Genomic DNA, 26,896 nt, shown 5'->3' on the forward strand with positions numbered 1-26,896 from the left:
AATAAAAAGCCGCCTACGGGCGGCTTTTTATTGCCTGGCTTGAGCGCGTTGAGCCTTACTCGTCCCCAGCAGCGAAGTCGTAGTCCATCGACTGGCTCGGCCCCTGCAGGTAATGGCCCTGGATATAGTTGACCCCGGCCTGCCAGAGGGTGGCCAGCACGCTGGCGCTCTCGACGAAGGGCACGATGGTCAGCTTGGCCTGGGAGTGTAGGCTGGCCAGCAGGGTTTTCAGGGCTTCCTGATTGTCTGCCTTGCTCAGGTCCTGGGAGAACGAGCTGTCGACTTTGACGAAGTCGATATGCAGGTGCTTGAGCGTGTTGAATGGATTCAGCGAGCAGCCGAACTGAGTCAGTGCAGTTTTGCAATGCAGCTCGTTGAGGCCTTGGGTGATGGCCTTGGCCTGTTTCAGGTAGGCAATCGCATCCGGTTCGCTGAACTGGAAGACCAGTGAGTCCGAAGGCAGGCGGGCGGCTTTCAAGGCCACGCTGAGCCACGGCAGCAGGGTCTGGTCCTGCAGGCTGGCGCTCGACAGGTGCACGAACAGGCGGGTGTTGTGACCTTTACTGCGATGGTCGGCGAGCAGCTTGATCGAGTTGAGGATCACCCAGCGATCGATTTTCTCGGCCAGCCCGGCGTCCTTGGCCGCGTTGAACAGATCCACGGGTGGGATTTCTTCGCCCTGCGGGTTGATCAGGCGCAGCAAGGCTTCGTAATGCTCGAAGCTGTCGCCACGTAGGCTGATGATCGGCTGGAATAGCAGGCGGAAGCTGTTGTTTTCCAGGGCCTGTTGGATCATCGCGACGATGTTGCCGCGGCTGGCTGCTGCGGCCAGTTCATCGGCTGGGTTGAAGAGTTTGAGGGCATTGCCGTCGTTCAGCTCATCGGCGCAGCGGTGGGCGCGATCAACCACTTCCTGGGCCTTGGCGGTCTTCTCGTTGAGTCCGGCCACGCCAATCGACAATGTGCTTTGCACGGTGCGGCCGCTGACGTCGAACAGGTGGCCTTCGACTTTTTTCAACAGGCTGACCAGCTGTTCGCGGGTGCTCTCCGGGCTGACGCCGGGTTGCAGCACGGTAAATACGTCATCGCCAAAGCGGGCCAGTTGCGCGTCGGCGCTGAAGTGCGCGCGCAGCAGGTTGGCCAAGTCGGTGAGCAGGATGTCGATGCCGGCCAGGCCAATGTCGGCGAGCAGGCTGGCATAGCGGTCGACACGGATGTAGGCGAGGCTCGAAGGCTGGCCAGCATTCACCGCGCGCTCGGCGGCGCTGTCCATCAATTCGAGGAAGTGAGTGCGGTTGAACAACCCGGTGACCAGATCCTGGCTGCTGATTTCGCGTAGCTTCTCTTCCAGTTCGGCATTGCCGGTTTCGGCGCGAATCACCACCTGGATACACGGCTCGCCATCGTAGGTGGCCGGGGAAAAGCTCATCTGCGCCTGGAAGCTCTGGCCGTTGGCCTTGATGCCGGTGCAGTTGAGTTCGGCATTGCCTTCGGCGCTCTGATAATTCTTCAGAAAGTCCTTGAAGCTGGATTGGTCGCTGCCGCCGATCAGGTCGATCATCGGCATGCCTTCCAGCTCGTCGGCATCTTCGTATGCAAACAGCTCCAGATAGGCGCGGTTGGCGTAGATGTGCATGCCGTCGTGCACATAGGTAATCGCATCAACGGAGCTGTCGAGCAGCAACTGGCAGCGTTTTTCCGCTTCGCGCAGGGCAACTTCCGAGGCGCGGCGGGCGCGGCGTTCTTCCAGGTTGGCCAGCTCGCGCTTGGCCACAAGAACCAGGCGTTCATCCTCGCCTTGCGGCATGGCGTCCTGGGCACCGAGCATCAGGGCTTCGGTGACGCTGTCGGAGTCGTTGTCGCTGAGTAGCTGAATAACCGGGATGTCTTTGGCCTGGCGGCGGATGGCGCCAATCGCCTCGCTGGGCGGCAGTTGTTCGCTGCTGGGGGCACAGATCAACAGATCCCAGCTTTGTTGCAGGGCCTCATTGAGGTCGTCGCTGGAGGTCAGGCGATGCACACGAGTCGCTCGGCCAGCGTTGCGGAACAGGCTGACCAGTCGTTCGGCCTCGTTCTGCGAATCTTCGAGAATCAGTAGCCGTATGGTTTTTTTTTCAATGGCCATGGTGTGGTATCAAATCTGCGCCGAACGGGCGCGAAAAGGCGACAAAAGGGAGTGCGTCGGCAATCTACAGCGACTTCCAGAGTGAGTCAAAGTCTTCCTCCCCGCCTGGTGTGCGGCTTTTCGGCGCTGTGACGGGCTTCCCGTGATCGCTGCTGGTCTGCTCGACACTGCGGTATTCGAACTGGTTGAAACTGCCGGTGCTGGCCTGGCGTCGGCTGAGTACGGCGCGGTGTTCGCTGCCGTTGAGGTTGATGCTGACCTTATTGCCTTCCTGGAATGGCAAACGTGCCGTGATCAGGCTGGCTGGACGCGAGATGGCGCTGATTTCCGGCAGCAGCAGGGCGCGCAGGTACTGGCTGTTCTGCTCGGCCTTGCGCACCAGTTGCAGGCCGCAGGCCTGGGCGTGCGGGGCAATCAGCTCAATGCCCATCTGCGTTCCGCCGCCGCGTACCTGGCGAATCCAGCGCACCACGGCAATGCTCCAGCCCTGCTTGGGTAAGCCTTGTACGCCGAGCAGTTCGCCGGCCTGCAACTGACTGGGGACTTCCTTCGGCCAGGACAGGCAATAGCCGCCTGGGCTGATATTGACGATGGCCACTTCATAGGTCGGATAGCTTTCGGTGCTGCTCGGTTCGGCGGCAGCTGCGCCTTTGGCGGGCGCGTTGTACTGGATTTCCTCGAAAGGCAGGCCGTTCTCCCAGAGGTTGGTCTTCTGCGCATCGAAGGCATTCGACCAGACGTCCGGTGCGCCGGTGTCGGGCTTGAATACGGCGGCATTGGTGGTCTCGGGCAGTTGCAGCACTTCGTTGAACGGACGCTTGCCTGCCAGGTGGTAGTGCAGCGAACTCATGCCGATGCACAGGGTCAGGGCGCCCTGGCCCTGGCTGCGCTGGAAGGTGCGCTCGGCAATATCGCCCCAGGCGGCCGCCAGGTGCTGCAGCATGTCCTGGCTGAAACCTTCCGGGACCAGCAGGCGCGACTGGGCCAGGTTCTCGGCAGGCAGCAGCAGGTGCTCCTTGATCGCATCGACCAGCGCGCTGGGGTCGATGCCAACGGCATTGTGCAGTTCATTCTGCTGGAACAAGGAGATGTAACGCGGTGGGCCATCCAGTTGTGGGGCTACGGCAAACAGGCTGGAGGCCTGGTCGCCAGCTTGCAGAGTAGCCAGAGCGCTCCATGGCTCAAGCACTTCGGCGAGGCGTGCGATGGCGCTTTGGCGCATCTGGTTGCAGCGGGCGCAGCCGAGCAACAGGGCCACCAGGTAGCTTTGTTCAGTGCTCAAACCCTGGGTGTGACGGGCCTGAGTGTCACGTACTAGGGTCTTGTGCAAGTCGCGGGTGCGGGCAATTTGGTACAACTGGTGCAGCTCCAGCCACAGCCCTTCCGGCACCGGGCAGTACAGCTGGCTGGCGCGGATCAGCGGGCCGCAGAGGCTGTGGGTCGAGCGTTGCAGGGCTACTGCCAGCAGTTGGTTGCGTGCCGGGTTAGCTTGTGCGGCGATGCGCGCGACGATCAGTTTGTAGCCGATGGCCAGGTGATTTTGCAGGGCCTGGCACAGGTTGGCGACCTTGCGCGGGCGTTCATCCAGGACAATCGCCTGGTTGAGGAAGTGTTTCTCGAGTTGCTTACAGACGAAATAGATTTCCGGACGGAGAATCTCCAGCAGTTGCAGGCGATTTTCCGACGGGGTCAGCAGTTGGTTGAGTTCGACCAGGGCCTGGTAGAGCTGGCGTGCCGTTTCACCAATATTGGCCTTGGGCAGGCCGTCCACCCATTTCTTCAGGTCGCGGGGGCTGGCTTCGCAGAATGACAGGCTTTGCTTGTCTGGCGTGGTGACGCGCAGCAGCAAGTGAGAATTCTGTTTATCCATCTAAATCAGAGGCTCCAGCACACAGGCAAGGCGGGTGAATCTAAGAATTATGTTTCGACTCTAGCAGTATCTCGCATGCCCCGCAGCCAAGACCTTGGCGCGATTGCCGCTATGGTGTGGCAAACCAATCAGCAGAAGGCATGCATATGTGACTGCATATGACGTGTGCAGGTTCACTGATGCGCGGGGCGATGACACACGCCGCCGCAGCGGCGCGTGCCACGGGGATTACTCAAGCACGTGGCGTGCCGAGACCCTGACCCATGCGTACCGGGCTGTTGGCCGCCAGTTCAGCAGCCCACTGCACCTGTTCGGGGCCAAACAGCACGATGGCGGTGGAACCCAGTTTGAAGCGCCCCAGTTCTGCGCCTTTTTCCAGATGGATCGGCGCGCGGGCGGCTTCGTCATACTTGACGGTTTTCAGGGTGCGCTTGGGCGGTGTGACCAGCCCGGCCCATACGGTTTCGATCGAGGCAACGATCATCGCGCCGACCAGTACCACAGCCATCGGCCCGCGCTCGGTGTCGAACAGGCAGACCACGCGCTCGTTGCGGGCAAACAGCTCAGGCACATTCTCGGCCGTGGTCTGGTTGACCGAGAACAGCCGGCCCGGCACATACACCATTTCTTTCAGGGTGCCGGCAAGCGGCATGTGCACGCGGTGGTAGTCCTTCGGCGACAAGTAGATGGTAGCGAAGTCGCCGCCCATGAAGGCCGCCGCGCGTTCGCTGTCACCGCCCAGCAGTTCGATCACGCTGAAACTGTGGCCTTTGGCCTGAAATACCCGGCCTTGTTCGATCTTGCCGAGCTGGCTGACCGCGCCGTCGGCCGGGCAGAGCACTGCGCCTGGCGTGCTGTCGAGTGGGCGCGCGCCATCTTTCAGGGCGCGGGTGAAGAAATCATTGAAGTGGGCGAAAGCGCTGAGGTCTTCGACCTGGGCTTCGCTCATGTCGACCTGGTATTGCTTGGCGAACCAGCCAATCAGGCGATTTTTGAACCAGTCCGCGCGGCACTCGGCCGCGCAGCCGATCAGGCGCGACAGCAGGTGGTGGGGCAACAGGTACTGGCTGAGGATAAACAGGCGATCTTTCATGGAGTTTCCTTAAGTGGGGGCGGGCGTTCAGCGTTCGACGGGGGTGTCGGGGTGGTTGCCCCATTCGCCCCAGGAGCCGGCATAGGCTTTTACGCGTGGATAGCCCAGGACCTTGGCGGCCAGGTAGGTGAATCCTGAGCGGTGATGGGTCTGGCAGTGGGTGATGATTTCCTTGTCGGCGGTGATGCCGAGGCTATTGAGCTGGTCCTGCAGGTCCTGACGAATGCGCAGGGCGCGCGCCGGGTCCATGCCGGCAGTCCATTCGAAGTTGACCGCGCCGGGGATATGCCCGGCTTTCTGGGTCAGAACTTTCGCGCCGCTGTATTCACCGGGTGAGCGGGCATCCCAGATCGCCAGGTCGGTCGCGCCGAGGCGGCTTTGCAGATATTCGCGGCTGGCGGTGGGGGCATCTTGCAGGTTAAGCGAGAGGCTTGCAGTGCCAGCGTCCGGTGTTGCGGTGCTGAGTTCGTACTCTTCGGCCAGCCAGGCGTGCAGGCCGCCATCCAGGTAGTGGTAGTGCGCGTGGCCAATGACATCCAGCAGCCAGATAAAGCGTCCAGCCCAGCCTCCACCTTCATCGTCGTAGACCACATAGACCGCGTCCGGGTTGTGCCCCAGCTCGCTGAACAATTGCTCCAGCTGCTCGCGTTCAGGTTGCAGGCCGGGCGCTGGTGGCTGGCCCAACTGGGTGCGCTTGGGGTCAACAAAGCGTGCGCCGGGGATATGCCCGGCGGTATAGCGCGCTGTGCTGGTGAGGTCGACCAGAATCAGCTCGGGGGCGTTCAGGCGGCTGGCCAGTTGGGCCGGCTCAATCAATAAGGGCAACTCAGCGAAGGCGGTCATGCCGGGCCTCTTTTCGTTCTCAAAGGGGGCGAATTGTAGCGGAAGCCTAACGCCCACGGCTGGCAAAGGTGCTCAGTGCCCGCTCAATGCATTGCACGGTTTTGCCGAAGCCCTGCACGCTGGCGTCGCTGAAGGCACTACCCGCCTGGTCGGCGAAGATCAGCATGACCACCCGGTTGTTGTTGGCCAGCGAGCGGATCAGCAGATGTTCGGTGGGGAACAGGCTTTTCAGGGTGCCAGGCAGCGTGGCCGAAAATTGGGCAATGTTGCTCGGGCTGAGGCGCAGTTGCGCCGGTGTGCTGAGCAGGCGGCGCAGCAACTGGCTTTGCTGCGGATCAAGGCTGAGGCTGCTGGCTGACTTGTCCAGGCCGCTGTGCTGCTGGGTCATCAGGCGAGTGTGATTACGGTCTGCCAGAAGAATCAGCACGCGTTGCATGCCACAGGCTTGTAACGCGTGATTGGCGCAGGCGGTCAGTTGCAGTACGTTGCTGAAGGCACTGGGCTGCGCGAGAAGCTGAGCACAGTGTTGACGCCACGCGCTGACGACCACGGGTTTCGGCGGCTCGACGACGGCCTGCAAGTGGCGCGCCTGCCACGGCCAGAGCAAGGCTTCGGCAGGGTGCCAGAGGTCACTGCTGTACACCAGGCGTGCACTGCTGACGGCGTGCTGGTGCACCTGTTGCTGCAGGGTATCCAGCGGCAATTGCAGGAACAGGCCGGTCAGACGTTGCCAGCGCAGGCTATGCGGGCTGTTCCAGGCATAGTGCGCGGAAATCGCCAGGCAGTTGGCCAGCAGGATGCTGTTGGCGGGTTGGGTCAACCAGCGGCGCAGATTGCTGTCCGCATCCAGGCATTGCTGCTGTTGCAGCGGGTGCTCATTGTTGTGGGCGATGTGCAGTGCCTTGACCAGCAGGCGGCGGTCATTCACCAGCAGGCGGTAGCCGAGGGTGATCCACTCCGGCAGTCGCCAGTGTTCGCTGAGGGCCAGGCACAGCTTGAGCAGGGGCACGCCGAGCAGATCCTGCTCCACCGTGCTCGTTGCTTCACCCTTGACCAGCACCCGTTGTTCCCAGGCATCAAACAGTTCGGGGTGGGCGGCCAGCAAGGTCCAAACAGGGGCGAGAAACAGCAGGCTGCCCCAATGCACCTCCTGCCACAGGCGGGCCAGGCGGCCGGCGAACAGGCCATTGGCCTGCTGGCTGGCGTGTTGGCTGATCAGCTGAATCTGGCGTAGCGCCTTCGGCAGATCCTGTTCAGGCAGGGCAGGCAGGCGGTTGAGCAGTGCTTCGGTGCGGCTCAGGCCGAGGCGGCTAATGGCGGCTTCGAGGCTGTCAGTCTGTTCATTGAGCCCGCTGCTCTTGCTGTTGGCTTCGCGCAGCACGCTGAGGGCCAGTGCTGGGCAGCTTTGCATCAGATCAGCCAGTTCACGCCGTGAGCGGCTGCTGTCAGCCAGGGCGCGGCGCAAGGTTTGCAGGCTGTCGCTGGAGGCAGGCAATAGCTGGTTGTCCAGCTTCTTGAGCCAGTCGTTGAGCGTACGCGGAGAGTGGACTGGCTTATGCATGCGGGTTGAGACAAGCTGGCTTTTGACCTTAACTGGCTATAGTCTCGCGCAAAACTTCCGATAAATAGAAGGGTTGTTTTGCACAGCCTCTTTCTACCCTCTCTGGCAAGTCTCTTCCTATGGCAAAGATCATTGGCATTATCGTTGTATTCGCCAGCGTTTTAGGGGGGTTTATCCTCTCTGGCGGCAAGTTCATGGCGTTGGTCCACCCCTTCGAAGTGATGATTATTGGCGGTGCAGCATTGGGGGCATTTCTGCAAGCCAACCCGGGCAGCATGTTCATGCAGGTGTTCAAGAAGTCGCTGACCATGTTCAGCTCGCGCTTCACCCACCACTACTACCTGGACGTGCTCAAGCTGCTCTACGAGATCCTCAACAAGAGTCGTCGTGAAGGCATGATGGCCATCGAGGCGGATGTTGAAGACCCCGCCGCCAGCCCGATCTTCAGCAAGTACCCCGGCATTCTCAAGGATCAACGGATGACCTCGTTCATCTGCGATTACTTGCGCATCATGTCCTCTGGCAACATGGCGCCACATGAGCTTGAGGGTCTGTTCGATATGGAAATCGCCAGCCTCAAGGAAGAACTCGAGCACCCCGCGCACGCTGTGGCCAAGGTTGCTGACGGCATGCCGGCGATGGGGATCGTGGCCGCGGTACTGGGGATCGTGATCACCATGTCGATTCTCGCCGAGGCGGACAACGCGGAAATCGGTGAGAAAGTGGGTACGGCCCTGGTCGGTACCTTCCTCGGCATCCTGGCGTCTTACGGCTTCTTTGGTCCGTTGTCTGGCGCGCTGGAGCACGATGCCAAGGAAGAGCTCAACGTCTACGAGGCGATCAAGGCTGGTCTGGTGGCCTCAGCATCGGGCATGCCGCCGTCGCTGGCCGTGGAGTTTTCCCGCAAGGTGCTCTACCCGGCGCATCGGCCAAGCTTTGCCGAGCTTGAACAAGCCATGCGTGGGGGCTAAGACGCAGCATGGAGAATAACCAGCCGATTATCGTCAAACGGGTCAAAAAGGTTGCTGGCGGCCACCACGGTGGCGCCTGGAAAATTGCCTTTGCCGACTTTGCCACGGCGATGATGGCGTTCTTTCTGGTGATGTGGCTGATGTCCTCGGCCACACCCGAGCAGAAGAAACTGATTTCCGGCTACTTTCAGGACCCGGTGGGCTTTTCTGAAAGCGCCAGCCCTTATGTGATCGACCTGGGCGGCTCGCCCACCCCCGCGCCCGACCGTACCCTCAACCCGGAGCCCAAGGACGAGCAGACCCCGGCCGAGGATGCCCAGGCTGACATCAGCAAGGAGCAGGCCGAGTCGTTGGCAGAGGAAGTCGAGCGCGAGCGCCTGGAGCTGTTGTTGCAGGAATTGCAGAACAAGGTCGAGGAAAACCCGCAACTGCAGAACTTCAAGGATCAGATTCTGTTCGAGATCACCCAGGATGGTCTGCGAATTCAGATCATGGATGCCGAGAACCGGCCGATGTTCGCCTCCGGCAGCGCGCGCTTGCAGCCGTATTTCGAGGACATCCTGCTGGCCATGACCGACACCATTGCTGCCGTGCCGAACAAAATCAGCGTCAGTGGTCATACCGACGCGGCGCCTTTTGTCGGCCGCGGTGGTTATGGCAACTGGGAGCTGTCAGCTGACCGGGCCAACGCGGCGCGGCGCGTGCTGATCGCCGGCGGCTACGACGAGGAGCAGGTCGCGCGGGTGGTGGGGTATGCGTCATCGGCGCTGTTTGATCGAGACAATCCACTCAATCCGGTCAACCGCCGTATCGATATCGTGGTGCTGACCAAGAAGGCCCAGCGCGCCATCGAGGGCGAGCAGGGCGAGTCGGGCACTGATGCGCCACCCGCCGAAGCCGGCGCGGCACCGGCAGCACCGGCGGCTCCGGGTGACCCGTTGCCGGACGGCCAATTGCGTGAACGGCTGAATATCTTTGAAGACGGTGTACTGAAGTTCGATCAGCCCGGGGGATAAAGGGCGAGCACCCGAACAAGGCCGCGCAATGTCGCGGCCTTGTGCATTTCAGTACTCGGCTTCCGGCAGGCTGGCCAGGATATGTCGATAGCTGGCCATGCGCTGCGGGTGCAGGCGGCCATCTTCCAATGCCTTGAGCAAGGCGCAGCCCGGTTCGCGGTCGTGCTTGCAGTCGCGGAAGCGGCATTGGCCGATCAGCTCGTGAAACTCGATAAAACCGGCTTCTACATCGTCACGGCTGACGTGCACCAGGCCGAATTCGCGAATCCCCGGGGAGTCGATCAGCTCGCCGCCGCCGGGGAAGTGGAACAGTCGTGCGGTGGTGGTGGTGTGGGTGCCTTTACCGGTCAGCTCGGAAAGTGGTCCGACGCGGGTGTCGACTTCCGGCAGCAGGCTGTTGACCAGCGATGATTTACCGACGCCGGACTGGCCGACGAACACGCTGACATGGCCATCGAGTTGCTGTTGCAACTGCTGCATGCCGTCGCCGCCGTGGGCCGAGACTTCCAGCAGCGGATAGCCGAGTTCGCGGTAAACACCGAGCATGCGGTTGAGGGCGACGGCGTTCTGCTCATCCAGCAGGTCGGTCTTGTTCAGCAACAGCAACGGACGGATGCCGGCGTGCTCGGCGGCTACCAGGTAGCGGTCGATCAGGTTGGCGTGGGGCTCGGGTAGTGGGGCGAAGACGATCACGATCAGGTCGACGTTGGCCGCGACTGGCTTGAGCTGGCCACGGGTGTCCGGGCGACAGAGTTCGGTGCTGCGTGGCAATTGCGCGACGATCACGCCAATGCCCTGGTTGCCGGCGCGCCACACCACCTGGTCACCAGTGACCATGGTCGGCAGGTTGGCGCGCAGGTGGCAACGGAATACCTGGCCGGCCAGCTCGCCATCCAGAGCTTCTACTTCGACCTGTACGCCGAAGTGCGCGATGACCAGGCCGGTCTGTTCCGGGCCGAGGTCGCCGCCTTCAAGAATCTGTACGGCCTGCGACTCGCGCTTGGCGGCGCGGGCAGCACGCTCGCCCTGGATTTTTTCGATACGCCAGTTTTGCCGGCGGTTGAGTTGGCGTTTGGCCATGGGGCTTCCGAGAGTTGAATTGCGCAGTAAACGGTCGCGAGTCTAGCACGGGCTGCCTATTGAGCTGCTGGCGCAGCTAAACTGCGGCGCATCATCGGTCGGACAGTTGAGGAGTCTGCATGCTGCGCGTTGTCCGCCATTATCCGGCGCTGCTGGCCTTGTCTGCTCAAGTGGGCGCGACCCTGTTGGTCGGTTTGGCGCTGTACCTGATCGCTCAGCTGTCACCCTGGCGACCGACGCTGCTGGCTGCCGGCCTGCTGCAAGGCTTGCTGGCTGCCACGCTGGCGCGCTATCTGGGGTTGTCGCGCTGGTGGTGCGGCTTGAATCTGCTGTTTGTCCCGGCGCTGCTGCTAGCCAGTGGCGCGCCGCTGCCATCCTGGGTGTTTCTTGGGGGGTTCTTTCTGCTGTTGTTGCTCAACTGGAACAGCTTTGGCGAGCGCGTGCCGTTGTACCTGACCGCAGCCGGCACGCGTCAGCATTTGCGTGCAGTGCTTGACCAGCAACCCGCGCAGTTTCGCTTTATCGATCTGGGCTGTGGCCCGGCCGGCATGTTGCTGAGCTTGGCCCGCGATTACCCGCAGGCGCAGTTTGTCGGCGTGGAGACCGCGCCGCTGTCCTTTGCCATCGCCTGGTTGCGCGCTGTACCGCAGCGTAATTGCCAGATTCGCTACGAAAACCTCTGGCGTACCGACTTGGCTGCGTTTGATGTGGTGTATTGCTTCCTCTCGCCGGCGCCGATGCCCGAGCTGTGGGCCAAGGCCTGCGCGCAGATGCCGGCCGGCAGTCTGTTGATCAGCAATACCTTCGAGGTGCCGGGGCAGCCTGCGGATCAGCAGATCGAGTTGCACGACTGGCGCACGTCGCGGCTGCTGTTATGGCGCATGCGTGGCTGACGCATTCGTCAGTCGTTCGAGTTGCGTGCTGCATCGCCGAGCGCAGTAGTTTTTCGGTGGCCTGTTAAACTGTCGGCCTTAGTTGAGGAGCCGCCCATGCAGAACGCCAATAACCTGATCTGGATCGACCTGGAAATGACCGGTCTGGAACCTGAAACAGACGTCATCATCGAGATGGCCACCATTGTTACCGACAGCGATTTGAACATCCTCGCCGAAGGCCCGGTAATTGCCGTGCACCAGAGTGATGAGCTGCTGGCTGGTATGGATGAGTGGAACACCCGTACTCACGGGCAGAGCGGCCTGACCCAGCGCGTACGCGAAAGCACCATCGGCCCGGCCGAAGCGGAAGCCATGACCATCGCCTTCCTCGAACAGTGGGTGCCGAAGGGCAAGTCGCCGATCTGCGGCAACAGCATCGGCCAGGACCGGCGCTTCCTCTACAAATACATGCAGAATCTGGAAGCCTACTTCCACTACCGTTATCTGGATGTATCGACCCTGAAGATTCTTGCGGGTATGTGGGCACCTCAGGTCAAAGAGTCGTTTCAGAAGCAGGGTACACACCAGGCGCTGGACGATATCCGTGAATCCATCGCTGAGTTGAAGCACTACCGCCAGCACTTTCTTAAAGTGTGATGCATAAAAAAGCCCGCAATTGCGGGCTTTTTTCTGTGTTCGGTTACAGGCCGTGGCGCGCCAGCGCCCACTCGACATGCTCGCGCACCAGTTCTGATGGGTGTTCGCGGCGCGCCTTGAGTGCTTCCAGCACCGGGATGCTGGACGGTGCATTGCCCAGGCCCACGGCCAGGTTGCGTAGCCAGCGCTCGTAGCCGGCGCGGCGTAGCGGCGAGCCTTCGGTGCGGCTGAGAAATTCTTCTTGGCTCCAGCAAAACAGCTCGGCTAGCTCGGCATTATCCAGGCTATGGCGCGGCTGGAAGTCGCTCTGTGCGCTGGGTTTGGCAAAGCGGTTCCACGGGCAGACCATCTGGCAGTCATCGCAGCCAAACACCCGGTTGCCGATGGGCGCACGCAGCTCTTCAGGGATTGAACCTTTGAGTTCGATGGTCAGGTAGGAGATGCAGCGCCGCGCGTCCAGCACATAGGGCCCGACAAAGGCGGCAGTGGGGCAGATGTCCATACAGGCCGTACAGCGCCCACAGTGCTCAGTGGCATGCGGCTCATCCACTGGCAGTGGCAGGTCGACAAACAGCTCGCCAAGGAAGAAGTAGCTGCCGGCCTTGCGGTTGAGCACCAGGGTGTTTTTGCCGATCCAGCCGAGCCCGGCCTGTTCGGCAATGGCCTTTTCCAGCACCGGCGCGCTGTCGACAAAGGCGCGAAAGCCGAACGGGCCGATTTGTTGCTGAATGCGTTCGGCCAGCTGCTGCAGGCGTTTGCGGATCAGCTTGTGGTAATCGCGGCCCAGGGCGTAGCGCGACACGTAGGCCTTCTCTGGCTGGGCGAGGCGTTGCACCATCTGCGTGTCGCCAGGCAGGTAGTCCATACGCAGCGACACCACGCGCAGGGTGCCGGGCACCAGTTCGTCCGGGTGGGAGCGTTTGCTGCCGTGGGCGGCCATATAGTCCATCTCGCCCTGATAACCCGCTTTCAGCCAGCGCTGCAGGTGCGCTTCGTGCTCGCCCAGATGCACATCGGCAATCCCGACCTGTTGAAAGCCCAGCTCACGGCCCCAGTCTTTGATCGACTGGGCGAGGGTGGCGAGGTCAAGGGTGTCAGTCTTCATATGAGGGCGGGTAACCGGGGCGCAGGTGGGTATAATTCTGCCAGACATCGGAGCCGACGCATGCTGCAATCGCCTGACAATCTTCCTCTGCCGCTGTACAGCGCTGCCCAGGTGCGCGAGCTGGACGCGCGGTTGATCGCGGCCGGCACGCCGGGTTTCGAGCTGATGAGCCGCGCCGCGCATGCCATCTGGCGTGCCCTGCGTCGGCGCTGGCCGGATGCCGGTGTGCTGACGGTGCTGGCCGGGCGCGGCAACAACGCCGGTGATGGTTACCTGGTGGCCGCTTTGGCGCTGCGTGCGGGCTGGCGGGTGCAGGTGCTGGCGGTCGGTGATGCCGCGCAGTTGCATGGCGATGCCGCTTTGGCCCGAGATCAGGCGCTGGCCGCTGGTGTGGCGGTGCAGCCCTGGAGTGAGTGCGCCGAGCTACAGGGCGTGGTGCTCGATGCTCTGCTTGGCACGGGCTTGCAGGGGGCCGTGCGTGAACCCTATGCCCAGGCCATCCGCCTGTTGAATGTCAGCGGTCTGCCGGTGCTGGCGGTGGATATTCCGTCCGGGCTTTGCGCCGATACTGGCCAGGTGCTGGGCGTAGCCGTGCGAGCAGAGCTTACGGTCACCCTGATCGGCCTCAAGCTAGGCCTGTATACCGGGCAGTCGGCGGATTACCGCGGTGAGTTGCAGTTTGATGATCTCCAGGCCGATGCGGCGCTGGTCGCTGCTCAAGCATTTATGGCCCAGCGCCTGGCGCAAGCCCGTTTGCCGCAGTTGCCGGCGCGTTTGCATGGCGTGCACAAGGGGCAGCTGGGTCATGTGCTTGTGGTGGGCGGCGATCGTGGCTTTGCCGGTGCCGGCCTGTTGGCGGCGCAAAGCGCGCTGCGCGCCGGTGCCGGGTTGGTCAGTCTTGCCACGCGCAGTGAGCATTTGCCTGCGGCGCAGGCGCGCTTACCCGAAGTGATGGCCGCTGGCGTGGCGTCAGCCAATCAGCTGCTGGCGCTGGGTGCTAATGCCAGCGTTTGGGTGGTCGGGCCGGGATTGGGACAGGGCGCCTGGGGGCGCAGTCTGCTGTCGGCGGCTGCGGTCAGTCAGGTTGCGCAGGTTTGGGATGCCGATGCACTGAATCTTCTGGCTCAGGGGTTGGTTCAGTTGCCGATGGGGGGCGTGCTGACGCCGCACCCTGGTGAGGCCGCGCGTTTGCTGGGTATCAGTACGGCCGAGGTGCAGGCTGACCGTCCGGCGGTGGCGCGGGCTTTGGCCCAGCGCTATCAAGCGGTATGTGTGCTGAAAGGTGCGGGCAGCCTGGTTGCTGCGCCGGATGGCGGCCTGTGGTTGTGTGAGCGTGGCCATCCGTCCATGGCCGGTGCTGGTTTGGGTGATGTGCTGGCCGGTTTTCTCGGTGCGTTGCTGGCGCAAGGTCTGGCTGCGCTGCCAGCGGCGCAACTGGCGGTCTATCTGCATGCCGTGGCCGGTGAGCGTCTGGCGCAGCAGGGGTGTGGTCTGGCGGCCAGTGATTTGTGTGCGGTTATTCGTCAATTGTTGCAGGAGCAGTCTGCGTGTCTGAGTTAGAACTGTTTGCCGCCGATGAAGAGGCGATGCTGGCGCTGGGCGCGCGTATTGCCGCAGTGACCGGCGGGGTTGGAGTGATCTATCTGCATGGAGATCTCGGTGCCGGTAAAACCACCCTGTCGCGCGGCATTATCCGTGGGTTGGGGCATGCCGGTGCGGTAAAAAGTCCGACCTTTACCCTGGTGGAGCCCTATGAGCTGGGCACGGCACGGGCCTTTCACTTCGACCTGTACCGTTTGGTCGATCCCGAGGAACTGGAGTTTCTTGGTATTCGTGATTATTTCGAGGGCGATGCCCTGTGTCTGGTCGAATGGCCGCAACGCGGTGCAGGCGTTTTGCCAAAGGCAGACATGGACATTACCATTAGCCCGCAAGGAGCCGGCCGGGCGCTGCATTTACAGGCGCAGGGCGAGCGCGGCAACACCTGGTGCGCCACCTTGGCCGTCGGGGCATGAATTAATAATGGGGTTGGCTATGCGCATAGGCGCGCGTTTCATCGCAATTGGAGTGGCATTGGTCGCCTTGGCCGCCGATGTGTTGGCCGCTTCGGATGTGCGCAGTGTTCGCTTGTGGCGCGCGCCGGATAACACGCGCCTGGTGTTTGATCTGTCCGGCCCGGTGCAACACAGCGTGTTCCTGCTGTCGGCGCCCAATCGCATCGTTATTGATGTCAGTGGGGCCAAACTGGCCACCAATTTCGACCAGTTGACCCTGAGCAACACCCCGATCACTGGCGTGCGCTCGGCGCAGCGCACTCCGGATGACCTGCGCGTGGTCATCGACCTGTCAGCGGCGGTCACGCCGAAGAGCTTTACCCTGGCGCCCAATCAGCAGTACGGCCATCGCCTGGTGGTTGATCTGTTCGATCAGGAAAGCGGCGCTGCACCTAGCCTGCCGGCCACAACCGTGACCACTGCTCCCCAAGTGCCGGTTACGCCGACCCAGGCTCCGCCGAAGCTGACGCCAGTGCCCAATGGCAAGCGCGATATCGTGATTGCCATCGACGCTGGCCACGGTGGTGAAGACCCTGGGGCGCTATCGCCGGTCAAAGGCCAGTATGAAAAGCATGTGACCTTGGCGATTTCCAAGGAGTTGCAGCGGCAGATCAATGCCGAGAAGGGCTTCCGCGCCGAGTTGGTGCGCACTGGCGACTACTTTATCCCGCTGCGCAAGCGCACCGAGATTGCCCGCAAGAAGGGGGCTGATCTGTTTGTCTCCATCCATGCCGACGCTGCGCCGCGCGCCGCTGCATTTGGAGCGTCGGTGTATGCCCTGTCGGATCGCGGCGCCACCTCGGAGACCGCGCGCTGGCTGGCGGATGCGGAAAACCAGTCGGACCTGATCGGTGGTGCTGGCAATGTCAGCCTGGACGACAAGGACAAGATGCTCGCTGGGGTATTGCTTGATCTGTCGATGACGGCTTCGCTGTCATCCAGCCTGAACGTTGGCAACAAGGTGCTTGGTCATATGGGGCGCGTCACCCCACTGCATAAGCGGCGGGTGGAACAGGCCGGTTTTATGGTATTGAAATCACCGGATATTCCGTCGATCCTCGTGGAAACCGGGTTTATCTCCAACCCGAACGAAGCCAAGAAGCTTTCTACTGCCAGCCATCAACAGGCGCTGGCGCGCTCCATCGTTACGGGCGTGCGGCAGTTCTTCCATGAAAATCCGCCGCCTGGCACTCACGTGGCCTGGCTGCGTGATAACGGCAAGATTGCCCTCGGCCCGCGCGAGCATGTGGTCAGCTCCGGTGAAAGCCTGGCACTGATTGCTCAGCGTTATCAGGTCAGTCTGGGTGCCCTGCGCAATGCCAATGCGCTGAAAAATGATGTGATCAAGGTCGGTCAGCGTCTGCAGATTCCTGCCACTGCTCTGGCTGCGCAGCCATGAGTGAAGCCGCACGTATCCAGCTGCTCAGTCCGCGGCTGGCGAACCAGATTGCTGCCGGTGAAGTGGTCGAGCGGCCTGCCTCGGTGATCAAAGAGCTGTTGGAGAACAGCCTGGACTCCGGGGCCAGCCGCATCGAAGTGGATGTCGAGCAGGGTGGCGTCAAGCTGCTCAAGGTCCGTGACAACGGCAGCGGTATTTCCTCGGACGACCTACCGCTGGCATTGGCCCGCCACGCCACCAGCAAGATCCGTGAGCTGGAAGACCTGGAGCAGGTCATGAGCCTGGGTTTTCGCGGTGAGGCGCTGGCGTCGATCAGCTCCGTCGCTCGCCTGACGTTGACCTCACGCACCGAGGGTGCGGAGCAGGCCTGGCAGGTGGAAACCGAAGGTCGTGATATGCAGCCGCGGGTGCAGCCCGCAGCGCACCCGGTTGGTACCTCGGTGGAAGTGCGCGACCTGTTCTTCAACACCCCGGCGCGGCGCAAGTTTCTCAAGACCGAAAAAACCGAATTCGATCACCTGCAAGAAGTAATAAAACGTTTGGCGCTGGCGCGTTTTGATGTGGCCTTCCATCTACGTCACAACGGCAAGACGGTGCTCGGTCTGCATGAGGCGCCAGATGAGCAGAGCCGTGCGCGGCGCGTGGCATCGGTGTGCGGCCCGGCGTTTCTCGAGCAGGCGCTGCCCATCGATATCGAGCGCAATGGCCTGCATCTGTGGGGTTGGGTTGGTTTGCCGACCTTCTCACGCAGCCAGGCGGACCTGCAGTATTTCTATGTGAATGGCCGCATGGTGCGCGACAAGCTGGTTGCTCACGCCGTACGCCAGGCCTATCGCGATGTGCTGTTCAACGGTCGCCATCCGACCTTTGTGTTGTTTCTGGAAATTGACCCGTCGGTGGTCGACGTCAACGTACACCCGACCAAGCATGAAGTGCGCTTCCGTGACGGTCGCATGGTGCATGACTTCCTCTACGGCACCTTGCATCGGGCGCTGGGTGAAGTGCGTCCGGAGGATCAGCTCGCGGCTCCGGCGACGGTGGCCGAGATGGTGCGGCCTACCGGGCAGGCAGCTGGCGAGTTTGGTCCGCAGGGCGAGATCGGCCTGGCGGCCAGCCTGCTTGAACCTGCGCCGAGTGCATCCGTCTGGCGTTCGCCAGGCGCCGGCTATCAGGGTTATCGCCCGGAAACCCCGCTGCCGGCCGCCGAGGCTCAAGGCGCTTATCGCGAGTATTTCACTCCGTTGGCCAATATGCCGGCGCCAGCAGCCCTGCCGGATGCCCAAGGGGATATTCCGCCGCTGGGTTATGCGATTGCTCAGCTCAAGGGCATTTATATCCTTGCCGAGAACGTCCAAGGGCTGGTGGTGGTGGATATGCACGCGGCCCATGAGCGCATCACCTATGAGCGACTGAAGGTGGCGATGGCCAGTGAAGGGCTGCGGGGGCAACCGTTGCTGGTGCCGGAATCGATTGCGGTGAGCCAGCGCGAGGCGGACTGCGCGGAAGAACATGCCGAGTGGTTCCAGCGGCTGGGTTTCGAGTTGCAGCGCCTAGGCCCGGAAACCCTGGCAATTCGGCAGATTCCGGCATTGCTCAAGCAAGCTGAAGCCACTCGTCTGGTGCAGGACGTGCTGGCGGACCTGCTGGAATACGGCACCACCGACCGCATTCAGGCGCATCTCAATGAGTTGCTCGGCACCATGGCTTGTCACGGGGCGGTTCGCGCCAATCGGCGGTTGACCTTGCCAGAGATGAACGCCTTGCTACGCGACATGGAACACACCGAGCGAAGTGGTCAGTGCAACCATGGGCGTCCAACCTGGACGCAAATGGGCATGGATGATCTGGACAAGCTGTTCCTGCGCGGCCGTTAAGCCGCCGCGCCACTAAGAGACTTTGAGCATGTCCGAGCGCCTGCCTCCGGCGATCTTCCTGATGGGGCCGACTGCAGCCGGTAAGACCGATCTGGCTATTGAGCTGGCGCGTGTGCTGCCATGTGAGTTGATCAGCGTGGATTCGGCGCTGATCTACCGTGATATGGATATCGGCACCGCCAAGCCGGACAAAGCCACGCTGGCTGAGTTTCCACATCAATTGATTGATATCCGCGATCCGGCTGAGAGTTATTCGGCGGCCGAGTTCCGCGCTGATGCCCTGGCGGCCATGGCGGATATCACTGCGCGTGGCCGCATTCCGCTGCTGGTGGGCGGCACTATGTTGTATTTCAAGGCGTTGCTGGATGGTCTGGCCGAGATGCCGAGCGCCGATGCGTCGTTGCGCGCGCAGCTGGAGGCGCGTGCCCAGGCCGAAGGTTGGGCAGCGCTGCATGCCGAGTTGCGTGCGGTCGACCCCGAGTCGGCGACGCGTATCCACCCCAATGACCCGCAGCGCCTGATTCGCGCCCTTGAGGTCTATCACGTCAGCGGCGAAAGCATGACCGTTCACCGCCAGCGCCAGGCTGCAGAAAATACTGCGGGCGGCACATCGGCGGCGCGCCAATTCCCCTATACTGTGGCGCAGCTGGCCATTGCCCCGGCGCAACGGCAGCTGCTGCACGAGCGAATCGCTCTGCGATTTCAGCTGATGTTGGAACAGGGATTGGTTGCTGAGGTCGAACGCCTGCGTCAGCGAAGTGACTTGCATGTCGGTCTGCCGTCTATACGAGCGGTGGGGTATCGCCAGGTCTGGGATTATCTGGACGGCAACCTCGATGCTGCGCAGATGCAGGAACGCGGCATTATCGCTACGCGGCAGCTGGCCAAGCGGCAGTTCACTTGGTTGCGTGGTTGGCAGCAGGATGTGCATTGGCTCGACAGTGCGGCTTGCGACAATCTGCCGCGTGCCTTGAAATACCTGGCAGCGGTCTCCATATTGACCTGAGACCTTGCCGTTGGCCGTCTACTCTTGGGGGTAAGACGGCTTTAAGCCGTTCGTTGGTTTACTAAAAATTATTGAAAATTGATCCTTAAAGGAGTGCGGCACATGTCAAAAGGGCATTCGCTACAAGACCCTTACCTGAATACCTTGCGTAAGGAACGCGTCCCGGTTTCCATCTATCTGGTCAACGGCATCAAGCTGCAGGGCCAGATCGAATCCTTCGACCAGTTCGTGATTTTGCTGAAAAACACTGTCAGCCAGATGGTCTACAAACACGCCATTTCCACTGTGGTGCCGAGCCGTCCGGTGCGTCTGCCGAGCGCAAGCGAAACCGAGCAAGCTGAAGCTGAGCCTGGTAACGCCTGATTTAGGAGGCTGCATTGTTCTTCGAGCGCCATGAAGGTGGAGAGCGGGCCATTCTGGTTCATCTGGACGGCCAAAATTCCGAGGTGCGCGAGGACCCGCAAGAGTTTCAGGAGCTGGCGCTTTCAGCCGGTGCCGAAACTGTTGCGTTTTTCAGCATTCCGAGCAATCGGCTGACCGCCAAGTACCTGATCGGCAGCGGCAAAGTTGAAGAGCTGCGTGATCAGGTCAAGGCTGCTGAGGCTGACCTGGTTATCTTCAACCATGTGCTCACGCCCAGTCAGGAGCGAAACCTTGAGCGCGCTTTCGAGTGTCGAGTGCTGGACCGTACCGGCCTGATCCTCGATATCTTCGCCCAGCGCGCGCGTACCCATGAAGGCAAGTTGCAGGTCGAGCTGGCGCAGCTCGATCACATGAGCACGCGCCTGGTGCGCGGCTGGACCCACCTTGAGCGACAGAAGGGCGGGATCGGCCTGCGTGGGCCGGGTGAAACCCAGCTGGAAACCGACCGCCGCCTGCTGCGTGTACGGATTCGTCAGATCAAACAGAAGCTCGAGAAGGTGCGCAGCCAGCGTGAGCAGGCGCGGCGTGGTCGCCAGCGTGCAGATATTCCGTCGGTGTCGCTGGTGGGGTACACCAACGCCGGCAAGTCGACCCTGTTCAATGCCCTGACCACTTCGGACGTTTACGCGGCCGATCAGCTGTTCGCCACCCTCGATCCAACCTTACGCCGTTTGGAGCTCGATGACCTCGGGCCGATTGTGCTTGCCGATACCGTGGGTTTTATCCGTCATCTGCCGCACAAGCTGGTTGAGGCATTTCGCGCGACCCTTGAAGAATCGAGCAACTCCGACTTGCTGCTGCACGTGATCGATTCTCACGAGCCGGAGCGTGATCAGCAGATCGAGCAGGTGCTGGCGGTGCTGGGCGAGATTGGTGCCCAGGAGCTGCCGATGCTTGAGGTGTACAACAAGCTCGACCTGCTTGAGGGGGTGGAGCCGCAAATTCAACGTGATGCGGATGGTAAACCGCAGCGGGTTTGGCTCTCTGCGCGTGATGGGCGTGGTTTGCCGCTGTTGCGTCAGGCGATAGCGGAGCTGTTGGGTGACGACCTGTTTGTCGGTACATTGCAATTGCCGCAGCGGCTGGGGCGTATGCGTGCGCAGTTCTTTGCTCTTGGCGTGGTACAGAGCGAATCCTACAGTGAAGATGGCAGCAGTTTGCTGGCGGTGCGTCTGCCGCGCGTTGAGCTGAACCGCCTGGTGAGTCGCGAAGGGCTTGCGCCACAGGAATTTATCGAGCAACACACTTTGCAATAAAGCCTGCGCCCGCGACTTTGCCGCGGGTTGCATGCATTCTGTAGCATTGGCGGGCGCGCCGTGGGCGCGTCTTTGCTTTATCAGATGGAGAGCGCTATGGCTTGGAATGAGCCGGGTGGCAACTCGAATAATCAGGACCCATGGGGCGGCCGTAAGAACGGTGATCGCAAGGGGCCGCCTGATATCGATGAAGCCTTCCGCAAGCTGCAGGAGAGCCTGAATGGGCTGTTCGGTGGCGGCAAAAAACGAGGCAGCGAGACTGGCTCAGGCAACGGTGGCGGTTTCGGCCTGCTGTTCGTGGGTCTAGGGTTGCTGGCTGCGGTCTGGCTGTACAGTGCTATCTATGTCGTCGACGAGCAGGAGCAGGCCGTGGTGCTGCGCTTCGGCAAGTACTACGAGACGGTCGGTCCGGGTCTGAACATCTACTTTCCGCCGATTGATCGCAAGTTTCAGGAAAACGTCACCCGCGAGCGTGCTTACAGCAAGCAGGGGCAGATGTTGACCGAAGACGAGAACATCATCGAAGTGCCGCTGACGGTGCAGTACAAGATCAGCAGTTTGCAGGACTTCGTCCTCAACGTTGATCAGCCGGAAATCAGTCTGCAGCACGCCACCGACAGCGCCGTGCGCCACGTGGTGGGCTCCACCGAGATGGACCAGGTGCTGACCGAAGGTCGTGAGTTGATGGCCAGTGAAGTCAAGGATCGCTTGCAGCGTTTCCTCGACAACTATCGCACCGGTATCGCGGTGACCCAGGTCAACCTGCAGAGCGCTGCGGCGCCGCGTGAAGTGCAGGAAGCCTTTGATGACGTGATTCGTGCTCGTGAAGACGAGCAGCGCGAGAAGAACCAGGCGGAAACCTATGCCAACGGCGTAGTGCCGGAAGCGCGCGGTCAAGCGCAGCGCCTGATCGAAGATGCCAATGGTTATCGTGATGAGGTGGTTTCCCGTGCCCAGGGTGAGGCGGATCGTTTCACTGCGCTGGTTGCCGAGTACCGCAAGGCGCCGGAAGTGACGCGTGAACGTCTGTATCTCGACACTATGCAGGAGCTGATGACCAACACCAGCAAGGTGCTGGTAACTGGCGACAAAGGGCAGAACAACCTGCTTTACCTGCCGCTGGACAAGATGATCGACGGGCGTGCCTCGTCGGCGCCAGGCACGATTTCCGGTGCGGCCGGTGCCGCTGATACCGGCAGTGCGCGCGTAACCATCGATCCGCGTCAGGTTGAGCTGCGTACAAGGGAGAGCCGTTGATGAGCAATAAATCGCTGGTCGCCCTTATTGTTGGCGTGGTGCTGGCGCTGGTCGCCTGGAACAGTTTCTACATCGTCGCGCAGACTGAGCGTGCGGTGCTGTTGCAGTTTGGTCGTATCGTCCAGCCGGACGTACAGCCGGGCTTGCATGTGAAGATTCCTTACGTCAATCAGGTGCGTAAGTTTGACGCTCGCCTGTTGACGCTGGACTCCACCAGCTCGCGTTTCCTCACTCTGGAAAAGAAAGCGTTGATGGTTGATGCCTTCGCCAAATGGCGGGTGCTGGATGCCGAGCGTTACTACACCGCAACGTCCGGTATGAAGCAGATTGCCGATGAGCGTCTGGCGCGTCGTCTCGAAGCGTCGCTGCGTGACCAGTTCGGTAAGCGCACCCTGCATGAGTCGGTATCGGGTGAGCGTGATGCGCTGATGGCGGATGTGACGGCCTCCCTGAACCGTGCTGCGCAGCGTGAGCTGGGCATCGAAGTGGTCGATGTGCGCGTCAAGGCGATTGACCTGCCGAAGGAAGTCAACCGCAGCGTGTTTGATCGCATGAGTTCCGAGCGTGAGCGTGAGGCTCGTGAGCACCGCGCCAAAGGTAAGGAGTTGGCTGAAGGTATTCGCGCCGACGCCGACCGTCAGCGTCGTGTGCTGCTGGCCGATGCCTACCGTCAGGCGGAAGAGTTGCGCGGTGAGGGGGATGCCCAGGCTGCGGCGATCTATTCCAAGGCCTACGGCATGGATCAGGAGTTCTATTCGTTCTATCGCAGCCTGCGGGCTTATCGCGAGAGTTTCGCGGACAAGCGTGACGTGCTGGTGCTGGATCCGAAGAGTGACTTCTTCCGTTATTTGGAGAAATCCAAGCCTTAAGTCATCACCCCGGCGGGCAGCCGCCGGGGTGATCCTTGTAGAAAACGTGGTATGATGCGGCAGCCGGGAAAATCCCGGCTTTTTTGCGTCTGTGGGAAGCATGTGGCAGGAACTGGGCATCGCGTTGTGTCTCGTGCTGGTGCTGGAAGGCATCCTGCCCTTCCTGTGTCCGCGTCATTGGCGTGGCGCGCTTTTACAACTGGCTCAGCTGTCTGATCGGCAGCTGCGTCTGATGGGGTTGGCCAGCATGCTGCTGGGAACAACCGTCCTTTATTGGCTTCACTGAAGGCTTGTGCCGCCCGGTTCAAGAGGGGAATGGCGAAATGGCAACGGTAGACCGCTGGCTGCTGCCAGATGGCATCGAAGAAGTACTGCCACCGTACGCAGGGCGTATTGAAGTGGCGCGCCGCCAGGTGCTGGACCTGTTCCAGCGCTGGGGCTATGAATTTGTGGTCACCCCGCATATTGAGTACCTGGAATCGCTGTTGACTGGCGCGGGCCAGGACCTGGATCTGCGCACCTTCAAGGTGACAGACCCGCTGTCCGGCCGGCAGATGGGCTTTCGCGCCGACATCACGCCGCAAGTGGCGCGCATCGATGCGCATACCCTGCGCCGTGAAGGGCCAAGCCGTCTGTGCTATGCCGGCAGTGTGGTGCATGCCCAACCGCGTGCGCTGACCACTTCGCGCAGCCCGATTCAGCTGGGTGCTGAGTTGTATGGCGATGCCAGCCCGGCCAGTGATGTGGAAGTGATCAGTCTGTTGGTCAATACCCTTGAGCTGGCAGCGGTGCCGGATGTGCACATGGACCTTGGTCATGTCGGCATCTATCGCGGTTTGGCGCGCGCAGCGCAATTGTCGCGTGAGGTTGAGCAGCAGCTGTTCGACGCTTTGCAGCGCAAAGCCATCGACGAGGTGGATGAGCTGACCGGAGCGTTGCCGGATGACCTGCGTAAGATGCTGCGCGCGCTCAGCGAATTGTGCGGCGGCCGAGAGGTGCTGGATCTGGCTCAGGCGTGCCTGATCGATGCGCCGGATGATGTGCATGCGGCGCTGGATGATCTGATGGCGATTGCCGATGCGCTGAGCTTGCGCTACCCGGAATTACCGCTGTACTTCGATCTTGGTGAGTTGCGCGGCTATCACTATCACACCGGTGTGGTGTTCGCGGCCTTTGTGCCGGGAGTGGGGTATGCCATTGCTCAGGGCGGCCGCTATGACGACATCGGTGCCGATTTCGGCCGGGCGCGTCCGGCCACTGGTTTCTCCACTGACCTGAAAACCCTGGTAAGCCTGGGGCAGATGCAGTTGGGTGAAGAGCCTGCCGGTATCTGGGCTCCGGATAACCATGATGTGTTCCTGTGGCAGGCGATTGCGCGTTTGCGCCTTGAGGGGCAGCGGGTGGTGCAGGCGTTGCCTGGGCAATCCGTCGCTGACGCCGAGGCAGCAGGTTGTGATCGCCAGTTGCTGTTGCGTGATGGCCGCTGGCAGTTGGCTGCACTGACAGCCTGAGCGGTTGAGCAAAAAGTTTCCGTCGGTGCGAGCCGGCATCAAGTTTGCGAAGAGGGTTAGTGTTATGGGTAAGAATGTCGTAGTCCTGGGCACCCAGTGGGGCGATGAGGGCAAAGGCAAGATCGTCGACCTGCTGACCGAACAGGCTGCAGCTGTTGTGCGTTACCAGGGTGGTCACAACGCGGGCCACACTCTGGTGATCGACGGCGAGAAGACCGTTCTGCACCTGATTCCCTCCGGCATCCTGCGCGAAAACGTGCAGTGCCTGATCGGCAACGGCGTGGTGGTTGCACCCGATGCCCTGATGCGCGAAATCATCAAGCTGGAAGAAAAAGGTGTGCCGGTGCGTGAGCGCCTGCGCATCAGCCCATCCTGCCCGCTGATTCTGTCGTACCACGTGGCCCTGGATCAGGCACGTGAGAAAGCCCGCGGCGATGCCAAGATCGGCACCACCGGGCGTGGTATCGGCCCGGCTTATGAAGACAAGGTGGCGCGTCGCGGCCTGCGTATTGGCGACCTGTTCCATCGCGAGCGTTTTGCCGCCAAGCTCGGTGAGCTGCTGGACTACCACAACTTCGTGTTGGTCAATTACTACAAAGAGCCGGCCATCGACTTCCAGAAAACTCTGGATGAGTGCATGGAGTATGCCGAGCTGCTCAAACCGATGATGAGCGACGTGACTGCCGTGCTGCACGACATGCGTCGTGACGGTAAGGACATCATGTTTGAAGGCGCCCAGGGCTCGCTGCTGGACATCGACCATGGCACCTACCCCTACGTCACCAGCTCCAATACCACGGCGGGCGGTATCGCTACCGGTTCCGGTTTCGGTCCGATGTACCTGGATTACATCCTTGGTATCACCAAGGCGTACACCACGCGTGTGGGTTCCGGCCCGTTCCCGACTGAGCTGTTCGATGAGACCGGTGCATTCCTCGCCAAGCGTGGCCATGAGTTTGGTTCCACTACCGGTCGCGCGCGTCGCTGCGGCTGGTTCGATGCGGTGATCCTGCGTCGCGCCATCGAGATCAACAGCATCTCCGGCCTGTGCCTGACCAAGCTGGACGTGCTCGACGGCCTGGAAACCATCCGTATCTGTACGGGCTACAAGGATGCCAACGGCCAGGTGCTGGTCGATGCGCCGACCGACGCCGACAGCTACCTGGGCTTGCAGCCGGTTTACGAGGAAATGCCTGGCTGGAGTGAGTCGACCCTGGGTGCCAAGACCCTGGACGAGCTGCCGGCTGCTGCTCGCGCCTACATCAAGCGTGTGGAAGAGCTGGTCGGTGCGCCGATCGACATTATCTCCACTGGCCCGGATCGCAACGAGACCATTGTGTTGCGCCATCCGTTTGCCTGATAGTCACAGGCATGTGCACAGGGGGTCGCCAATTGGCGGCCCTTTGTCGTTTCAGGCCTCGGTAAAGGCGTTGAGAGAAATATCCGGGCTAGCCTTTATAAATCGTTCCCCCGCCGTTAAAGGCATTACCGCTGTTAGGAGTGTCTGCCGTGTTTGCCATTATTTCTGTGTTGCGCAGTCGCCTGTTGTTGCCGGTGTTTCTGGCATTGGGGGTGGCCCTTCTGGTTCAGGTGGTGGTCGCGGTGGCGCTGACTCGCACCACGGTGGCGACGCTCGAGGCCGATCTGGCCAAAGGTATGCAGAGTGATACGGCGCGCCTGGTGGATGAGTTGAGTCAGGCGGGGGCTGAGGTGCGCGTTGGGCTGGACAGCCTGTCTGCCAGTACCCAGGCGCAGCTCGCCAAGGGACTTTCCGAGCGTTTGGCGCAAGAGCAGGGTCAGATACGTGCGGTACTCGATAGCAACCTCAAGCATTCGGCTGATGAGTTGGCCCAGCTGTTGGCAGCTGTTGCGCCGAAGGCCATCTGGGATGCCGATGTGCCGGCGTTGACTGAACTGGCGCGGGGTGCGCAACGCAATCCGGCGGTGTTATTCGCTGTGTACTTCGATGCTCAGGGGCAGCGTTTGACGCGCCACCTCAATCGTCAGGATGCGCGAGTGCGTGCACTGATGGCCAAGGGCGAGGGCGAAGG

General features: G+C 61.5%; 23 protein-coding genes. 16 read left to right on the forward strand and 7 right to left on the reverse strand.

The annotated features are described in order from the left end of the window. Positions 1-55 precede the first annotated feature (55 nt). From IOD17_RS02520 to IOD17_RS02540, 5 genes are all read right to left on the reverse strand, one after another. A complete protein-coding gene (locus IOD17_RS02520) occupies positions 56-2,125 on the reverse strand; it encodes an EAL domain-containing protein (protein ID WP_233683536.1) in 2,070 nt (689 codons plus the stop codon). A 64-nt stretch (positions 2,126-2,189) separates the two neighbouring features. Next, complete coding sequence (locus IOD17_RS02525) at positions 2,190-3,995, reverse strand: molecular chaperone (protein ID WP_233683537.1); 1,806 nt, start codon at positions 3,993-3,995, stop codon at positions 2,190-2,192. Between the two features lie 232 nt (positions 3,996-4,227). Then, complete coding sequence (gene asd / locus IOD17_RS02530) at positions 4,228-5,088, reverse strand: archaetidylserine decarboxylase (RefSeq protein WP_233683538.1); 861 nt, start codon at positions 5,086-5,088, stop codon at positions 4,228-4,230. A 27-nt stretch (positions 5,089-5,115) separates the two neighbouring features. Further along, the gene (locus tag IOD17_RS02535; protein WP_233683539.1) at positions 5,116-5,931 is read right to left on the reverse strand and encodes a rhodanese-like domain-containing protein; all 816 of its coding nucleotides are present in this window, start codon (positions 5,929-5,931) and stop codon (positions 5,116-5,118) included. A gap of 46 nt (positions 5,932-5,977) precedes the next feature. Continuing rightward, a complete protein-coding gene (locus IOD17_RS02540) occupies positions 5,978-7,492 on the reverse strand; it encodes an HDOD domain-containing protein (RefSeq protein WP_233683540.1) in 1,515 nt (504 codons plus the stop codon). A 119-nt stretch (positions 7,493-7,611) separates the two neighbouring features. Here IOD17_RS02540 and motA point away from each other — a divergent pair, with 119 nt between their 5' ends. Further along, entirely contained in the window at positions 7,612-8,463 is an 852-nt protein-coding gene (gene motA, locus IOD17_RS02545; protein ID WP_233683541.1) for a flagellar motor stator protein MotA, read from the forward strand. A gap of 8 nt (positions 8,464-8,471) precedes the next feature. Further along, positions 8,472-9,479, forward strand: coding sequence for a flagellar motor protein MotB (motB, locus tag IOD17_RS02550; RefSeq protein ID WP_233683542.1), 1,008 nt, complete (start codon positions 8,472-8,474; stop codon positions 9,477-9,479). 48 nt (positions 9,480-9,527) lie between these two features. Here the strand turns inward: motB and rsgA are convergent, their stop codons facing one another. Continuing rightward, entirely contained in the window at positions 9,528-10,559 is a 1,032-nt protein-coding gene (gene rsgA / locus IOD17_RS02555; RefSeq protein ID WP_233683543.1) for a small ribosomal subunit biogenesis GTPase RsgA, read from the reverse strand. A 119-nt stretch (positions 10,560-10,678) separates the two neighbouring features. Here rsgA and IOD17_RS02560 point away from each other — a divergent pair, with 119 nt between their 5' ends. Continuing rightward, complete coding sequence (locus IOD17_RS02560; RefSeq protein ID WP_233683544.1) at positions 10,679-11,452, forward strand: class I SAM-dependent methyltransferase; 774 nt, start codon at positions 10,679-10,681, stop codon at positions 11,450-11,452. A gap of 96 nt (positions 11,453-11,548) precedes the next feature. Next, positions 11,549-12,091, forward strand: coding sequence for an oligoribonuclease (orn, locus tag IOD17_RS02565; protein WP_233683545.1), 543 nt, complete (start codon positions 11,549-11,551; stop codon positions 12,089-12,091). 43 nt (positions 12,092-12,134) lie between these two features. Here orn and queG read toward each other — a convergent pair whose 3' ends face one another. After that, positions 12,135-13,196 carry a tRNA epoxyqueuosine(34) reductase QueG gene (queG, locus tag IOD17_RS02570; protein ID WP_233683546.1) on the reverse strand — a complete coding sequence of 354 codons (1,062 nt, stop codon included), beginning with the start codon at positions 13,194-13,196 and terminating at the stop codon, positions 12,135-12,137. Between the two features lie 60 nt (positions 13,197-13,256). On the opposite strand from queG, the gene IOD17_RS02575 reads away from it, so the two are divergent. The 12 genes from IOD17_RS02575 (at position 13,257) to IOD17_RS02630 (ending at position 26,205) form a co-directional block, all read left to right on the forward strand. Then, a complete protein-coding gene (locus IOD17_RS02575) occupies positions 13,257-14,756 on the forward strand; it encodes an NAD(P)H-hydrate dehydratase (protein ID WP_233683547.1) in 1,500 nt (499 codons plus the stop codon). Then, positions 14,744-15,211, forward strand: coding sequence for a tRNA (adenosine(37)-N6)-threonylcarbamoyltransferase complex ATPase subunit type 1 TsaE (gene tsaE / locus IOD17_RS02580; protein ID WP_233683548.1), 468 nt, complete (start codon positions 14,744-14,746; stop codon positions 15,209-15,211). The genes IOD17_RS02575 and tsaE overlap by 13 nt, the downstream gene beginning before the upstream one ends. A gap of 19 nt (positions 15,212-15,230) precedes the next feature. Then, positions 15,231-16,649: an N-acetylmuramoyl-L-alanine amidase gene (locus IOD17_RS02585; protein ID WP_233683549.1), complete on the forward strand. Its 1,419-nt coding sequence runs from the start codon at positions 15,231-15,233 to the stop codon at positions 16,647-16,649. Then, positions 16,646-18,523, forward strand: a complete 1,878-nt coding sequence (mutL, locus tag IOD17_RS02590; RefSeq protein ID WP_233683550.1) for a DNA mismatch repair endonuclease MutL — start codon at positions 16,646-16,648, stop codon at positions 18,521-18,523. The genes IOD17_RS02585 and mutL overlap by 4 nt, the downstream gene beginning before the upstream one ends. Positions 18,524-18,551: 28 nt before the next feature. Further along, entirely contained in the window at positions 18,552-19,529 is a 978-nt protein-coding gene (gene miaA / locus IOD17_RS02595; RefSeq protein WP_233683551.1) for a tRNA (adenosine(37)-N6)-dimethylallyltransferase MiaA, read from the forward strand. A 102-nt stretch (positions 19,530-19,631) separates the two neighbouring features. Further along, entirely contained in the window at positions 19,632-19,892 is a 261-nt protein-coding gene (gene hfq, locus IOD17_RS02600; RefSeq protein WP_090249679.1) for an RNA chaperone Hfq, read from the forward strand. 14 nt (positions 19,893-19,906) lie between these two features. After that, positions 19,907-21,208 (forward strand): ribosome rescue GTPase HflX, encoded by a 1,302-nt coding sequence (hflX, locus tag IOD17_RS02605; RefSeq protein ID WP_233683552.1) that lies wholly within the window; start codon positions 19,907-19,909, stop codon positions 21,206-21,208. 96 nt (positions 21,209-21,304) lie between these two features. Beyond that, a complete protein-coding gene (gene hflK, locus IOD17_RS02610) occupies positions 21,305-22,465 on the forward strand; it encodes an FtsH protease activity modulator HflK (RefSeq protein ID WP_233683553.1) in 1,161 nt (386 codons plus the stop codon). Next, positions 22,465-23,334, forward strand: a complete 870-nt coding sequence (hflC, locus tag IOD17_RS02615) for a protease modulator HflC (protein WP_233683554.1) — start codon at positions 22,465-22,467, stop codon at positions 23,332-23,334. The genes hflK and hflC overlap by 1 nt, the downstream gene beginning before the upstream one ends. 100 nt (positions 23,335-23,434) lie before the next feature. Next, positions 23,435-23,620 (forward strand): DUF2065 domain-containing protein, encoded by a 186-nt coding sequence (locus IOD17_RS02620; protein WP_233683555.1) that lies wholly within the window; start codon positions 23,435-23,437, stop codon positions 23,618-23,620. A 37-nt stretch (positions 23,621-23,657) separates the two neighbouring features. After that, positions 23,658-24,845, forward strand: coding sequence for an ATP phosphoribosyltransferase regulatory subunit (locus IOD17_RS02625; protein ID WP_233683556.1), 1,188 nt, complete (start codon positions 23,658-23,660; stop codon positions 24,843-24,845). Between the two features lie 64 nt (positions 24,846-24,909). Then, positions 24,910-26,205, forward strand: a complete 1,296-nt coding sequence (locus IOD17_RS02630) for an adenylosuccinate synthase (protein ID WP_233683557.1) — start codon at positions 24,910-24,912, stop codon at positions 26,203-26,205. The last annotated feature ends 691 nt before the right edge of the window (positions 26,206-26,896 follow it).

This window comes from Pseudomonas anguilliseptica, assembly GCF_021375795.1.
GTDB classification, from domain to species: domain Bacteria; phylum Pseudomonadota; class Gammaproteobacteria; order Pseudomonadales; family Pseudomonadaceae; genus Aquipseudomonas; species Aquipseudomonas anguilliseptica_A.